This window comes from Hyphomicrobium sp. (assembly GCF_036833075.1).
Classification (GTDB): Bacteria; Pseudomonadota; Alphaproteobacteria; order Rhizobiales; family Hyphomicrobiaceae; genus Hyphomicrobium_C.
Map to the genome: position 1 here is coordinate 1 of NZ_DAITQL010000099.1, position 14,438 is coordinate 14,438.

The window sequence follows — 14,438 nt, forward strand, 5'->3', positions numbered from 1 at the left end:
AGATCACCAGCAGCAGGATCGGGATGTAGAGGAACGCGAACCCGAGCGCGATCGAGGTAGCGTTGAACCAGGTGAAGCGTCTCATCGCGCCGCCTCCCGCTGCCGTTCCTGGCTGCGCTGGAAGAGCACGATCGGCACAACGAGCACGAGCAGCAGCATGACCGCCACCGCCGACGACACCGGCCAGTCACGGTTGGAGAAGAACTCGAACCAGAGCGTCTTGCCGATCATCAGCGTGTCCGAGCCGCCGAGCAGATCCGGGATGACGAACTCGCCGGTCGCCGGAATGAACACCAGGAAAGAGCCCGCCAGAACGCCCGGCAAGGAGAGCGGGAACGTCACCTGCCAGAAGGATTTCCACGGCCGCGAGCCGAGGTCGGCGGCCGCTTCGAGGAGTGCCGGATTGATCTTCTCGAGGCTCGCATAGAGCGGCAGGATCATGAACGGCAGGTACGAGTAGACGATGCCGATATAGACGGCCGTCGACGTGTTGAGGATGGTGAGCGGCTCGCTGATGACGCCGATGTTCATCAGGAACATATTGAGCAGCCCCTCCTTCTTCAGGATGCCGATCCACGCATAGACGCGGATCAGGAACGAGGTCCAGAAGGGCAGGATGACCAGCATGACGAGCGTCGGCTGCCATTCCTTGGGCGCGCGCGCCATGCCGTAGGCGATCGGATAGGCAACGAGGAGCGTGAGAAACGTGGAGATGGCCGCGATCCTGAGCGCCGAGAGATAGGCGTTCACGTAGAGCGGATCCTGCAGGATGAACCAGTAGCTCTCGAAATCGAGCTGCGACAGGAACCCGCGGATATCGCTCAAGTCGAACGTCGGCGTGTAGGGCGGAATGGCCGTCGCAATGTCCGACAGCGAGATCTTGAAGACGATGAAGAACGGAATGAGGAAAAAGACCAGGAGCCAGAGGTAAGGCACCGCGATCACGAGCCAGCGACGCATGGGGCCCTCCGGGCTATCGGGTCAGCACGATGCCGGTCTCGGGAGGCCACTGGAGCCAGACCTCGTCCTCCCAGCTTATCGGGCGGTCGACCAGGCGCGACGAGTTGGTCCGGAGCGCCGTGATCCGCTGGCCGTTGGCGAGCGCGACGTGGTAGTGCGAGACCGATCCAAGATAGCCTACGTCCAAGACCTTGCCCGGGATCGCGTTGCTCGCGTCGTCGGGCTTCACGAGATCGATGTGAACCTTCTCCGGCCGCAGGGCCAGCCACACGGTCTGGTCGCCCGTGCAATGGCTCGGCGCCACCGCCTTGAAGCGGGCGAGGCCCGGCCCCCAGTCGATCTCCGCGAACCCGCCTTCGATCTTCACGACCTTGCCCTCGAGCAGGTTCACGTCGCCGATGAAGCCCGCCGTGTAACGCGAGTTCGGGGCCTCGTAGATGTCGCCGGGCGTCGCGATCTGCACGAACTCGCCGTGATCCATGACGGCGATACGGGAAGAGACGGTCATCGCCTCCTCCTGGTCGTGCGTGACGATGATGAACGTGGTGCCGGTGCGCTCCTGGATGCCCATCAGCTCGAACTGCGCGGTCTGCCTGAGCCGCTTGTCGAGCGCACCGAGCGGCTCGTCGAGCAGCACGATGCGCGGCTTCTTGGCGATGGCGCGGGCAAGCGCCACGCGCTGCTGCTGGCCGCCCGAAAGCTGATGCGGCTTGCGCTTTCCGAAGCGCGCGAGCTCGAGCATGGTCATCGCTTCCTCGACGCGGGCCGCGATCTGGTCCTTGGGCATGCCCTCCTGCTTGAGGCCGAACCCGATGTTCTGCTCGACGTTCATGTGCGGAAAGAGCGCATAGGACTGGAACATCATGTTGACCGGCCGCTCGTAGGGGGCGAGCTCCGTGATGTCCTCTCCCGCGACCAGGATGCGCCCGCTGGTCGGCTTCTCGAAGCCGGCCAGCATGCGCAGGAGCGTCGTCTTTCCGCAGCCCGACGGCCCGAGCAGCGCAAAGAACTCCCGCTCGTAGATGTCGAGCGTGCAGTCCTTGACGGCGACGAAGTCCCCGAACCGCTTCACGACGTTCTCGAAGCGCACGATGGGCGCCTTCGTCGGATCCTTCCACGGCGCGAAATTCGACTGCGGCGCCGGCGTTCGAACCGCCCGCGACGGCGTGGAGGCTGGCGAAGAGCTTTGCACGGCGGCCCCTGTCATGATTGCCATTCCTCGATTGGACTCGCGGGGGGGCGCCCCCGGACGGGAAAGAGAACCGCGCTCGGGGCCCGCCCGGGCGCGGCCTGTCTCGTGCTATTGTCCGGTGACGACCTTGGTCCAGACCCGCGTCACCGTGCGTTGTGTCTTGGCGTCGTACGGCTCCTTGACGAAGAGACGCTTCAGCGTCTCCTCATCGGGATAGATGGAGCGGTCCTCCTTGATCTCCTTGTTGATGAGCTCCTGGGCCGCCAGGTTGCCGCTGGCATAGTTGACATAGTTCGATGCCTTGGCGATCCCATCCGGCCTCAGGATGTAGTTGATGAATGCGTGCGCCTCCTCGACATTCTTCGCATCCGCCGGGATGGCAAGCTGGTCGAACCACATCTGCGCGCCTTCCTTCGGAATGTGGTAGCCGATGGTGACGCCGTTCTTGGCTTCCTCCGCACGATCGCGCGCCTGGAGGATGTCGCCCGAATAGCCGACCGCGATGCAGATGTCGCCGTTGGCCAGCGCGTTGATGAACTCGGAGGAGTGGAACTTCTGGATGTTGGGCCGGATCTTCTCTAGGAGCTCGCCCGCCTTCTTGAGATCGTCCGGATTGGTGCTGTTGGGATCGAGGCCGAGGTAGAGCAGCGCGACGGGGAGGATGTCGTCGGCGGCATCGAGAAGGAAGATGCCGCAATCCTTGAACTTGGAGACGATCTCCGGCTTGAAGATCAGGTCCCAGGAATCGACCGGCGCATCCGCCATCCGCTCCTTGATCTTGTCGACGTTGAAGCCGATGCCGGTCGTGCCCCACATGTAGTTGACGGAATAAGCATTGCCCGGATCGTAGATCGCGGTGCGCTCCTCGATGAGCGGCCAGGCGTTCTTGAGGTTGGGGAGCTTCGTCTTGTCGAGCTTCGAGAAGACGCCGGCTGCGATCTGCCGCGCGAGGAACGGGCCTGTCGGCACCACGACGTCATAGCCGCTGCCGCCCGCCAGCAGCTTCGTCTCCAGAAGCTCGTTGCTGTCGAACACGTCGTAAATCGGCTTGATCCCCGTTTCCTTCTCGAAGTCCTTGAGGATCTCCTCGTCGATGTAGTCGGACCAGTTGTAGATCCTGACCTCGGCGGCCGGCGCCGCTCCGGCCATGAACAGCGCGCAGAGCGCAAGAGATCCAACTACGGACGCGCGAATAGATAAAAATCCAATCATAAAACGATCTCCCACTGGGGCTTCTGAAAGTGAACGATCCAGCGCCGCGCCGCCTTCGCATTCAACCGCCTGCCCGGCGGCTCCGGTGCGATCACGCTGTTTGAGCCGTAACGATCCGCCCTTTCCTTCCGCATACCGGGCCGAACGTATCCCGAAAGTCCGAATGCGTCCGGCCGCGCGGTCTCATGTCTATTGTCCGGTGACGATCTTGGTCCAGAGCCGCGTCACCAGCCGCTGCGTTTTCCCTTCATAGGCATCCTGCACGAACAGACGTTTCAGCGTCTCCTCGTCGGGATAGATCGAGGTATCATTCCGGATCGCCTCGTCGATGAACTCCTGCGAGGCGAGATTGCCGTTCGCGTAGCTCACGTAGTTCGACGCTTTGGCAATCACCTCGGGTCTCATGATGTAGTCGAGGAAGACATGCGCTTCCTTGACATTCTTCGCGTCCGCCGGGATGGCCATCTGGTCGAACCACATCTGCGCCCCCTGCTTGGGGAGCGAGTAGACGACTTTGACGTCGTTCTTCGCCTCCTCCGCGCGGTTGCGCGCCTGAATGATGTCGCCCGAATACCCGACGGCAATGCAGATGTCGCCGTTCGCCAGCGCGTTGATGTACTCCGACGAGTGGAATTTCAGAATGTAGGGCCTGACCTTCTCGACCAGATCCGCCGCCTTGCGGAGATCGTCCTCGTTCTTGCTGTTGGGATCGAGCGCGAGGTAGTTGAGCGCTGCCGGTAGGATATCGTCGGCCGCATCGAGAAAATGCACGCCGCAGTCCTTGAACTTCGACAGCACCTCCGGATTGAAGACGAGCTCCCAGGAATCGACGGGCGCATCCGCCATCCGCTGCTTGATCTTGTCCTCGTTGTAGCCGATGCCCGTGGTGCCCCACATACAGTTGATCGAGTAGGCGTTATCCGGATCGTATCGCGCGCTGCGCTCGAGGATCAGCGGCCACAGGTTCTTGGTATTCGGCAGCTTCGACTTGTCGAGCTTCTGGAACACGCCGGCCTTCACCTGCCGGGAGAGGAACGGACCTGTCGGCACAACGACGTCGTAGCCGCTGCCGCCGGCGAGCAGCTTCGCCTCCAGCATCTCGTTGCTGTCGAACACGTCGTAGACCGTCTTGATGCCGGTCTCCTTCTCGAAGTCCTTGAGGATCTCTTCGTCGATATAGTCGGACCAGTTATAGATCCGGACCTCTTTCGCCGTTGCCCCGCCGACGACGAGGAGCGACGCCAGCACCGCGGAGCAGGCGAGCGACGCGCGGGCGGCCGAGATATCGATCATGAAGCGTCTCTCCCGAAAGCCGGACGAGCGGCAGCGCGACCCGCCGGCTTTCCATCGGTCTAAACCCTGACCTTTCCATTGTGATCACATTATTCGCACGCTACAAGTCTTTCCTTGGGCACGTTTCCGGAAAACGCGCGACGCATCCCGCGGCCGCGCTCCGTTCCGGAGAAACGAGTTTGTGCGATGCGCAACGACAAGGCACGCGAGCGCGAAAGACGGGCGCGCTCCCCGCGCGAGCGCCACGGCACGAAACCGCCTTCGGCCCGAACGGAGCGGGCGCCCGGCAGGGCGCTCGGCGTTGCCAGCGACATCGCCGTCACCACCCACGAAAGCGTCTACCGCGGCTTGCGCAGGCGCATCCTGTTCGGCGGTTTCCTTCCGGGCAGCGCCGTGACGCTCCGGGGTCTTGCCGAGGACATGGGCGTGAGCCCCACCCCCGTCCGCGAGGCCGTCCGCCGGCTCATTGCCGAGCGCGCGTTGACGATGCGGGACAACCGCCGCGTCCTCGTTCCCCCCATGACCGCCGGCACCTTCGAGCAGATCGTCTTTGCGCGCCGGACGCTGGAGCCGGAGCTCGCCGCCCGGGCGATGGACCGGATCGGCGCGGCCGAGATCCGCCAGATCGCCCTGCACGACAAGGCGGTGGACCGCGCCATGGCCATCGGCGACGTGCACGGCTACATGGAGAGCAACTACCGCTTCCACTTCGCCATCTATCGGCACGCCGGAGCCGAGACGCTGCTCGCGCTCGTGGAAAGCATCTGGCTCCAGTTCGGACCGTTCATGCGCATGGCCTACAGCCGCTGGGGAACCGCCGATCTCGCGGATCAGCACCAGGCCGCTATTGCCGCGCTCGAGCGCAAGGACAGGAAGGCGCTGCGCGCCGCCATCGCCGCCGACGCGAGCCAGGGAATGAGCTTCATCGGCGAGGCCGTGCTGAAGCGACCGCACCGTCGGCCCGACGGCCGGCGCGCCGCGGAGGGTTAAGATCCGGCCCTTGAGTTCCACCCCATTTTGTGATCACATTACAAACAGGCAAGCCTCAAGGGGCGCAATTCCGGAACGTCGGCGACGCGTCGATGGCGGCGCCGGTGGATCGTGCCCTGCCCCACCCAGCGCTTCGCGCCGCGATGGCCGTGCCAACCCAGCCTGCCGAGCAAGGTGAACCATGTCCGCCGATACGGGAGCAATGGCCAGCAGTACGGGCGAGATGTACAGCGTCGGCACCTCCCCCGAGGGCCTGAGGTCCTGGCTCAGCCATCACCGCATCGAAGAGATCGACTGCGCCGTGCCCGACATCGCCGGCGTGGCGCGGGGCAAGACCATGCCGGCCGAGAAATTCGTCAGGCTCGACGCCGTGCACCTGCCGATCTCCATCTTCCACCAGACGATCACGGGCGAGTACGTCGGCTTCGAGGAGGAAGGGGAAGCGCTCTACGCCGAGAACGACCTCATGATGGTGCCGGACCTCTCGACCATCCGGCCCGCACCCTGGGCATCGAGCCCGACGGCGCAAGTCATTCACGACGCCACATGGCAGAACGGCGAGCCGGTCAATATCGCACCGCGCTCGGTGCTGAAGCGCGTGCTCGAGCTCTATAGCCGCGAGGGCTGGATCCCGGTCGTCGCGCCCGAGCTCGAGTTCTATCTCACCAAAACGAACCCCGATCCCGATTACCCGCTCGAGCCACCGACCGGCCGCTCGGGGCGCGCGGGCGCCGGCCGGCAGGCCTACAGCCTCGGCGCCGTCGACGAGTACGACAAGATCGTGGACGACATCTACGACTACGCCGAGCGCCAGTACCTCAAGATCGACACCATCATCCAGGAGGGCGGCGCCGCCCAGCTCGAGATCAACCTGCTGCACGGCAATCCGGTGGATCTCGCCGACCAAGTCTTCCTGTTCAAGCGCACCATCCGCGAAGCCGCGTTCACGCACAATTGTTATGCGACCTTCATGGCCAAGCCGCTCGCCAACGAGCCGGGCAGCGCCATGCACGTCCACCAGAGCGTCGTCGATGCCAGGACGGGGCGCAACATCTTCACCGACGAGGGCGGTGGCCCGTCGCGGCTCTTTTACCAGTTCCTCGCCGGCCAGCAGCGCTTCCTGCCGCCGGCGACCTGCCTGCTCGCCCCCTACGTCAACTCCTACCGCCGCCTCGTCCCGGGCGGCGCGGCGCCGATCAACGTGGACTGGGGACACGACAACCGCTCGGCGGGGCTGCGCGTGCCCTTCTCGCCGCCGGCGGCGCGACGCATCGAGAACCGGCTCGCGGGCTCCGACACGAACCCCTATCTCGCCATCGCCGCGAGCCTCGCCTGCGGCTACCTCGGCATCAAGATGGGCCTCGAGCCGCGCGAACCCGTGGTCGGCAACGCGTATCGCAACGACCACCAGCTTCCGCGCGGCCTGCTCGAGGCGCTGACGGAATTCGAGGATTCCTCGGAGCTGCACGAGATCCTGGGCAGGCGTTTCTGCCATGTCTATCTGCAATTGAAGCGCAGCGAGTTCGAGGAGTTCATGCGGGTGATCAGCCCGTGGGAGCGCGAGCACCTGCTGCTCAGCGTCTGAGGGTGCCGGAACGGTGACACGCGTGGGCCAGACCACAAAATCGCGCAAGACGGAGCTGCTCGAGCTCTGCGCGCGCATCGGCTTTGCGCCGCCCCCCCAGAGGTAAGCCCAGCGCGCAGAGCCCCTGCGCGCAACGGTCGGCCTCGCGCAAGGCCGGCCGCCCGAGGCAGCCCCCCTCTCCCGCATCCACGCGCGCCCGCGCCCACCGGAGGACCCCGATGTCGAACGTCAAGCTCAAGAACAGCACCACGGAGTTGCGGGACCTCGACGCGCTGCACCACCTGCATCCTTTCACCGACCACAAATCGCTCCGCAGCGGCGGCGCGCGCGTGATCGTCAAGGGCGACGGCCCCTACGTCTGGGATAGCGAAGGCCACCGCATCCTGGACGGCATGGCCGGCCTCTGGACGACCAACGTCGGCTACGGCCGCAGCGAGCTCGCCGATGCCGCCCGCGACCAGATGCTCGAACTGCCGTTCTACAACACCTTCTTTCGCACCACGCACCCGCCGGTCGTCGCGCTGTCGCAGAAGCTTGCCGGCATCACGCCCGCGCACATCAACCAGGTCTTCTACGGCTCCTCGGGGTCCGAATCGAACGACACCGCCATCCGCCTGATCCGTCACTACTGGACGCTCAAGGGCGAACCGAAGCGGCGCATCATCATCTCGCGCAAGAACGCCTATCACGGCTCCACCATCGCCGCGGGCTCCATGGGCGGCATGGGGCACGTGCACAAGCACAGCTACCCCGTCTACGAAGGCTTCCGCCACATCATGGATCCCTGCTGGTTCGACGAAGGCCAGGACGGGGAGAGCCTCGAAGCCTTCGGCCTGCGCGCCGCCCGGGCGCTCGAGGACGAGATCCTCGCCGTGGGGCCGGAGAACGTCGCCGCCTTCGCCGGCGAGCCGGTGCAGGGCGCGGGCGGCGTGAAGATCGCGCCCCCCTCCTACTGGAAAGAGATCCAGCGTATCGTCGACACCTACGGCATCCTGCTTCTGGCCGACGAGGTCATCACCGGCTTCGGCCGCCTCGGTACCTGGTTCGCCTCGGACTACTACGGCATCAAGCCGAACATCATCACGTTCGCCAAGGCCGTGACCTCGGGCTATCTCCCGCTCTCCGGCATCCTGGTCGACGACAGGATCGTCGCGGCGCTGATGGACCATGACGACGACTTCAACCACGGCTACACCTTCTCGGGTCATCCCGTCGCCTGCGCCGTCGCCTTGAAGAACATCGAGATCATGGAGCGCGAGAATCTGGTGGCGCGCGTCGCCGACTACGGCGCCCCGGCCCTTGCGAAACTGCTCGCCAGATTCGAGGATCACCCGCTGGTGGGCGAGGTCCGCTCGGTCGGCATGATGGGCGCCATCGAGCTCGTCGCCGACAAGCGCACGCGCCGCCGCTTCGACAACCCGGGCCGCGTCGGCCTCATCTGCCGCGACCACTTCTTCCGCGAGGGCTTCATCATGCGCGCCGTCTTCGACACCATGGTGTGCGCCCCTCCCCTCATCTGGGGCGACGGCGAGTTCGCCGAGGCCGAGCGCGTCATCGGCAGAGCCCTCGACCTCACGCTTGCCGACGTTGCAGGAGAAATCGCCGCATGAGCCGCCCGATCGTCATCATCCCCTGCGACACCAAGGTGATCGACGGCCTGACCTTCGATGCTGTGGGCCGCAAGTATTCCGCCGCCGTGGCCGAGGTCGCCGATTGCCAGCCGCTATTGGCGCCGCTGGGTCCCAGCATGCTGGATATGAATGGCCTCCTCGAGATCGCCGACGGCATCCTGCTGTCGGGCGCCCTCTCCAACGTCCACCCCAGCCATTACGGCCTCGACGAGCCGCCCCTCAACGAGAAGGCGCTCGACCACGAGCGCGACGGCCTCACGCTGCCGCTGGTGCGCGAAGCGCTGCACCGCAAGCTGCCGCTGTTCGCCATCTGCCGCGGGTTCCAGGAGCTGAACGTCGCGCTCGGCGGCACGCTGGACCAGGCCGTTCATACCGTCGACGGGCGCAACGATCATCGCGAGCCATCCGATGTTCCGGTCGAGGAGCGCTTCGGCCCGGCGCACCCGGTGACGCTCTCCGGCACGCTCAGAAACTGGGTGGGCCAGGACGAGATCACGGTCAACTCGCTGCACTGGCAGGGTATCCAGCGCCTGGCGCCGCTGCTGACGGCCGAAGCCCACGCCAAGGACGGATTGATCGAGGCCGTGCGCGGCCCCTCCGATCATCCGTTCCTGTTCGGCGTGCAGTGGCATCCCGAGTGGCAGGCCAAGCACAACACGGCCTCCATCGAGATCTTCCATCGCTTCGGCGACGCCGTGAGGAAATCAAGCGCGGATGGTCTCGCAGCATGAGCGCGCATCTCACCGCCGACGAGGCCGAGGAGTTCCTCGCCAACAACCCCTCGGTCCAGTGGATCGACATCTTCACGTTCGATCTGAACGGCATCCCACGCGGCAAGCGCTACCGCCGCGACGGCCTCGTGAAGCTCGCGAAGGACGGCCTTGTGATGCCGTCCTCCGCCTTCATCATCGACCCGCGCGGCAACTCGGTCGGCGAGACGGGACGGCTGTGGGAGACCGGCGACCCGGATGTGCCCGCGCGCATCCTGTCGGGCACGCTCGTCTCCATCCCGCTCGAGGGGGCGACGCACGCCCAGGCGATCATGGATCTCGAGACCGATGGCGAAATGGACGCGCGCGCCGTTCTCGCCCGCCAGGTCGCACGCATGACGGCGCAGGGCCTGACCCCGGTCGCCGCCGTCGAGCTCGAATTCTACGTGACGCGCGCCGGCAAGGATGGCGCCTTCACGCTCGAGCCGCCCGCCGGCATGACGACCGACCCCGACGCGGCCGGAACCTACGACTTCGCCGACCTCGATGCGCTCCAGCCCTTCATCGACGACATCTACCGCGTCGCGGCCGCCCAGGCGCTCCCCGTCGACGGTATCATTCAGGAGAGCGGTCCGGCGCAGTTCGAGATCAATCTCAAGCACCGCGACGACGCCGTGCGGGCGGCCCTCGACGGGCTGCTGCTCAAGCGCGCCGTGAAGGCGGCGGCCCGCGCCCACGGCCTCAACGCCACCTTCATGGCCAAGCCTCATCACGAATGGTGCGGCTCGGGCATGCACATCCACCTGAGCCTCCTCGACGGCACGGGCGCCAACGCCTTCGCCGGCAGCCCCATCTCTCCCCTCTTCCGCCATGCGATCGGCGGCCTCAGGGAGACCATGGCCGATTTCATGGCCATCTGGGCCCAGGGCGCCAACTCCTACCGCCGCTACGTCGCCAAGTCCTACGTGTCGTGCGCGCCCCACTGGGGCTTCAACAACCGCACGGTGGCGCTGCGCATTCCCGCCGGCAAAGGCCCCGCAACCCGCATCGAGCACCGTGTTGCCGGCGCCGACGCCAATCCCTATCTCGTGATAGCGGCGATTCTCGCCGGCATCGCCCACGGCATCGCAACCGGGGCCGACCCCGGCCCGCACGCCGAAGGCGACGCCGAGGAGATCGACGCGCCGGCGACGCTGCCGACGGCCTGGGTCAACGCGCTCGAGGTCTTCAAGGCGTCGGCCGTCGTCCGCGACGCCTTCGGGCCGGGCTTCCACGATGTCTATGCGCGCCTCAAAGAGACCGAGCGCGCGAGCTTCGAACGCATCGTCACCCCGCTCGACCATCTCTGGTACGCTCTGGTCTCATGAGACATCGGCCATGACCTCCCTCGCGCATTTCGAGAAAGTTGCAGGCACGCTCGCGCTGCCCGGAAAGGCCGTCATCGACGGCGAGACGCTCGCGGCGGTGAGCGGTGCCACGTTCGACAACGTGTCGCCCCGCGACGGGCGCGTTCTCAACCCGGTCGCCGCCTGCGGCCTCGCCGATGTCGACATCGCCGTCGCGTCTGCCCGCGAAGCCTTCAACGACGGCCGTTGGCGCAAGCGGTCCTACAAGGACAAGAAGCGCATCCTGTTCAAGCTCGCCGACCTCATGGAACGCGAGACGGAGACGCTGGCCGTGCTCGAGAGCCTCGACGTCGGCAAGCCCATCGCCAATGCGCTCGAGGGCGACATCCCGCAGGCGATCCGCACGCTGCGCTACTACGCCGAAGCCCTCGACAAGGTCTACGGAGAGGTGGGTCCGGAGACGCAGGATCGTTTCTCGTTCGTGGTGCACGAGCCGCTGGGTGTCATCGGCGCCATCGTGCCGTGGAACTTTCCCCTCCTCATGGCCATGTGGAAGGTCGCGCCCGCGCTCGCCATGGGCAACTCCGTGGTCCTGAAGCCCGCCGAGCAGAGCCCGCTCACCGCCTTGAAGCTCGGCGAGCTGGCGCTCGAAGCCGGTCTTCCGCCTGGCGTTCTCAACGTCGTGCCGGGCATGGGGGGCGATGCCGGCAAGGCGCTCGCCCTCCACAACGACGTGGACATGATCGCGTTCACGGGCTCCGGCGCCGTCGGCCGCCTGCTCATGGCGTATTCCGGCGAGAGCAACCTCAAGCGCGTGAGCCTCGAGCTCGGCGGCAAGTCCCCTCACATCGTCTTCGCCGACTGCCCGGACCTCGACAAGGCGGCCGAGCACGCCGCCTGGGGCATCTTCTACAATCAGGGCGAAGTCTGCACGGCCGGTTCGCGTCTGCTCGTGCACGAGAGCATTGCGGACGCCTTCCTCGACAAGCTCCTCCGCGTGGCCGAGCCCATCGCGGCCGGCGATCCGCTCGCGCCCGAGACCGTGTTCGGCGCCATGGTTTCCTCCGACCAGATGCAGACGGCGCTACGCTATATCGAGACGGCGAAGCAGGAAGGCGGCGTGCTCCGTCTCGGCGGCAACCGCACGCGCGCCGAGACCGGCGGCTACTACGTCGAGCCGACCGTGTTCGACGATGTCGCCCCGCAGGCGACGCTCTCGCGCGAGGAGGTCTTCGGCCCCGTGCTCGCCATCACGCGCTTCACCGATACCGAAGATGCGCTCCGCCTCGCCAACGACACGCCCTACGGCCTCGCCGCCGGCCTCTGGACGCGCGACATCTCCCTCGCCCACCGCGCCGCGCGCGCGATCAAGGCCGGCCTCGTCTGGGTCAACGGCTGGGACAGCTGCGACATCACCATGCCGTTCGGCGGCTTCAAGCAGTCCGGCTTCGGCCGCGACCGCTCGCTCCACGCGCTCCACAAGTACGCCGACCTCAAGTCGGTCTCCATCACGCTGCTCTGAAGGTGACGCCATGAGCGCTTCTCCCCCACGCTCCCCGACCGCGGCGCTGATCGGCGGCGAATGGGTCACGTCTCAGGAGACCTTCCCGGTGATCGACCCGGCGACCGGCGCCGAGATCGCGCGCGTGCCGAACCTCGGCGCGGCCGAGACGGTGCAAGCCATCGATGCCGCCGAGCGGGCGTTTCCTCACTGGTCGAAGAAGACCGCGAAGGAGCGGGGTCAGATCCTGAGGCGCTGGTTCGATCTCGTCACCGCCGACGCCGAGCCGCTCGCTGAGCTCATGACGGCCGAGCAAGGCAAGCCGCTCACGGAATCCCGCGGCGAGGTCGCCTACGGCGCCTCCTTCATCGAGTGGTTCGCCGAGGAGGGAAAGCGCGCCTACGGCCGCACGATCCCAACCACGATGGCCGGCAAGCGCTTCCTCACCATCAAGCAGCCGATTGGCGTCGTGGCCGCCATCGCGCCGTGGAACTTCCCGATCGCCATGATCACCCGCAAGGTATCGCCCGCGCTCGCGGCGGGCTGCACCGCGGTCATCAAGCCGGCGGAGGACACGCCGCTGTGCGCGCTCGCGCTTGCCAAGCTCGCCCAGGACGCGGGCCTCCCGCCCGGCGTGCTCAACGTCGTGACGACGACGGACGCGGCTGCCGTCGGCAAGGCGCTGTGCGAGGATGCGCGCGTGCGGAAACTCTCGTTCACGGGCTCGACGGAGGTCGGCAAGATCCTCTACCGGCAATGCGCCGGCACGGTGAAGAAGCTGACGCTCGAGCTCGGCGGCAACGCGCCGCTCCTTGTTTTCGACGACGCGGACCTGTCGCAGGCCGTCGCCGGCGCCATGGCCTCGAAATACCGCAACGCCGGCCAGACCTGTGTCTGCGCCAACCGCATCCTCGTGCAGGCGGGCATCTACGACCGTTTCGCCGAGGCGCTGGCCGCCGAGGTGGGGAAGCTCAAGGTCGGCCCGGGCCGAGAGGCCGGCACCATCATCGGCCCGCTCATCAATGCGGACGCCGTGAAGAAAGTGGAAAGCCTCGTCGCCGATGCGACAGCGAAGGGCGCGAAGGTCGTCGTCGGCGGCAGGACCGCCGCGGCCGGGCCGCTCTTCTATCAGCCCTCGGTGATCACCGGCGTCACGGCCGACATGACGATCGCGCACGAGGAGATCTTCGGCCCCGTGGCCTCCCTCATCCGCTTCGAGACCGAGGACGAAGCCGTGCGCCTCGCCAATGCCACGCCCTACGGCCTCGCCGCCTATCTCTTCAGCCGCGACATCGGCCGCGCCTGGCGCGTGGCTGAAGGGCTCGACGCCGGCATGGTCGGCGTCAACGAGGGCATCTTCTCGAACGAGGTCGTGCCTTTCGGCGGCGTGAAGGAGAGCGGCCTCGGCCGCGAAGGCGCCGCCGAAGGTCTCTACGAGTACCTCGAAACCAAATTCATCTGCCTCGGCGGACTCTAAACGGTGCGCTCATGACCCAATGTGAGACCCGGCTGACAAAGCAGAACGGCAACAGCCCGCAAAGGCGAAGCACCTCACGCCTCCGCTCCTCCGTCATTCCGGCGTCATCGGCGCCATGCTCCGCATGGGCGGCCGGGATCCAGACAAGCCTCCACATACGCGCCGCTTCTGACACCATACACCCGCTGCCACGTGTTCTGGATCCCGGCCTCCGCCGGGATGACGTGGGTGGATGGGCGACTGTCTTGCCCTGCATGCATTCTTTCAACGAAAGCCTCGTCTCATGACCACCAACGCCGAGCTCCAGGCCCGCCGCATGGCCGCCGTTCCGCGCGGCATCGGGCACGCGACGCAGATCTACGCCAAGCGCGCGAAGAACGCCGAGATCTGGGACGAGGACGGCCGCCGCTACGTCGATTTCGCCGCCGGCATCGCCGTCGTCAACACCGGCCATCAGCATCCTCGCATCGTCGAAGCGGTGAAGAGGCAGCTCGAGGACTTCAGCCACGTCTGCTTCCAGGTGACGCCGCACGAGAACTAC

General features: G+C 66.2%; 12 protein-coding genes and 1 pseudogene. 8 read left to right on the forward strand and 5 right to left on the reverse strand.

Annotation, left to right across the window (positions count from 1 at the left end; all coding sequences use genetic code 11):
- The 5 genes and pseudogenes from V7082_RS19165 to V7082_RS19185 all read right to left on the reverse strand — a co-directional run.
- Nucleotides 1-85 (reverse strand): annotated as a pseudogene (locus V7082_RS19165) (putrescine ABC transporter permease PotI); the annotation flags it as partial.
- Nucleotides 82-960: an ABC transporter permease subunit gene (locus tag V7082_RS19170; protein WP_334151075.1), complete on the reverse strand. Its 879-nt coding sequence runs from the start codon at nucleotides 958-960 to the stop codon at nucleotides 82-84. The gene V7082_RS19170 and the pseudogene V7082_RS19165, both read right to left, overlap by 4 nt.
- 13 nt (nucleotides 961-973) lie before the next feature.
- Complete coding sequence (locus V7082_RS19175) at nucleotides 974-2,167, reverse strand: ABC transporter ATP-binding protein (protein ID WP_334151076.1); 1,194 nt, start codon at nucleotides 2,165-2,167, stop codon at nucleotides 974-976.
- A gap of 93 nt (nucleotides 2,168-2,260) precedes the next feature.
- On the reverse strand, nucleotides 2,261-3,364 hold the full coding sequence (locus tag V7082_RS19180; protein ID WP_442909822.1) for a polyamine ABC transporter substrate-binding protein: 1,104 nt from the start codon (nucleotides 3,362-3,364) through the stop codon (nucleotides 2,261-2,263).
- A 189-nt stretch (nucleotides 3,365-3,553) separates the two neighbouring features.
- Nucleotides 3,554-4,648, reverse strand: coding sequence for a polyamine ABC transporter substrate-binding protein (locus tag V7082_RS19185; protein WP_442909823.1), 1,095 nt, complete (start codon nucleotides 4,646-4,648; stop codon nucleotides 3,554-3,556).
- A 195-nt stretch (nucleotides 4,649-4,843) separates the two neighbouring features.
- On the opposite strand from V7082_RS19185, the gene V7082_RS19190 reads away from it, so the two are divergent.
- The 8 genes from V7082_RS19190 to V7082_RS19225 all read left to right on the forward strand — a co-directional run.
- Nucleotides 4,844-5,647, forward strand: a complete 804-nt coding sequence (locus V7082_RS19190) for a GntR family transcriptional regulator (protein ID WP_334151080.1) — start codon at nucleotides 4,844-4,846, stop codon at nucleotides 5,645-5,647.
- Between the two features lie 202 nt (nucleotides 5,648-5,849).
- Nucleotides 5,850-7,232, forward strand: a complete 1,383-nt coding sequence (locus V7082_RS19195) for a glutamine synthetase family protein (RefSeq protein WP_334151082.1) — start codon at nucleotides 5,850-5,852, stop codon at nucleotides 7,230-7,232.
- A gap of 218 nt (nucleotides 7,233-7,450) precedes the next feature.
- Nucleotides 7,451-8,842, forward strand: coding sequence for an aspartate aminotransferase family protein (locus tag V7082_RS19200; RefSeq protein WP_334151083.1), 1,392 nt, complete (start codon nucleotides 7,451-7,453; stop codon nucleotides 8,840-8,842).
- The gene (locus V7082_RS19205) at nucleotides 8,839-9,594 is read left to right on the forward strand and encodes a gamma-glutamyl-gamma-aminobutyrate hydrolase family protein (protein WP_334151085.1); all 756 of its coding nucleotides are present in this window, start codon (nucleotides 8,839-8,841) and stop codon (nucleotides 9,592-9,594) included. The genes V7082_RS19200 and V7082_RS19205 overlap by 4 nt, the downstream gene beginning before the upstream one ends.
- Nucleotides 9,591-10,940: a glutamine synthetase family protein gene (locus V7082_RS19210; RefSeq protein WP_334151086.1), complete on the forward strand. Its 1,350-nt coding sequence runs from the start codon at nucleotides 9,591-9,593 to the stop codon at nucleotides 10,938-10,940. Before V7082_RS19205 ends, V7082_RS19210 begins: the two co-directional genes overlap by 4 nt.
- Nucleotides 10,941-10,950: 10 nt before the next feature.
- Nucleotides 10,951-12,441: an aldehyde dehydrogenase gene (locus tag V7082_RS19215; RefSeq protein WP_334151088.1), complete on the forward strand. Its 1,491-nt coding sequence runs from the start codon at nucleotides 10,951-10,953 to the stop codon at nucleotides 12,439-12,441.
- Nucleotides 12,442-12,451: 10 nt separating this feature from the next.
- Nucleotides 12,452-13,897: an NAD-dependent succinate-semialdehyde dehydrogenase gene (locus V7082_RS19220; RefSeq protein ID WP_334151090.1), complete on the forward strand. Its 1,446-nt coding sequence runs from the start codon at nucleotides 12,452-12,454 to the stop codon at nucleotides 13,895-13,897.
- Nucleotides 13,898-14,180: 283 nt separating this feature from the next.
- Nucleotides 14,181-14,438, forward strand: a 258-nt coding sequence (locus V7082_RS19225) for an aminotransferase class III-fold pyridoxal phosphate-dependent enzyme (protein ID WP_334151092.1), incomplete at its 3' end; no start/stop codon positions are given.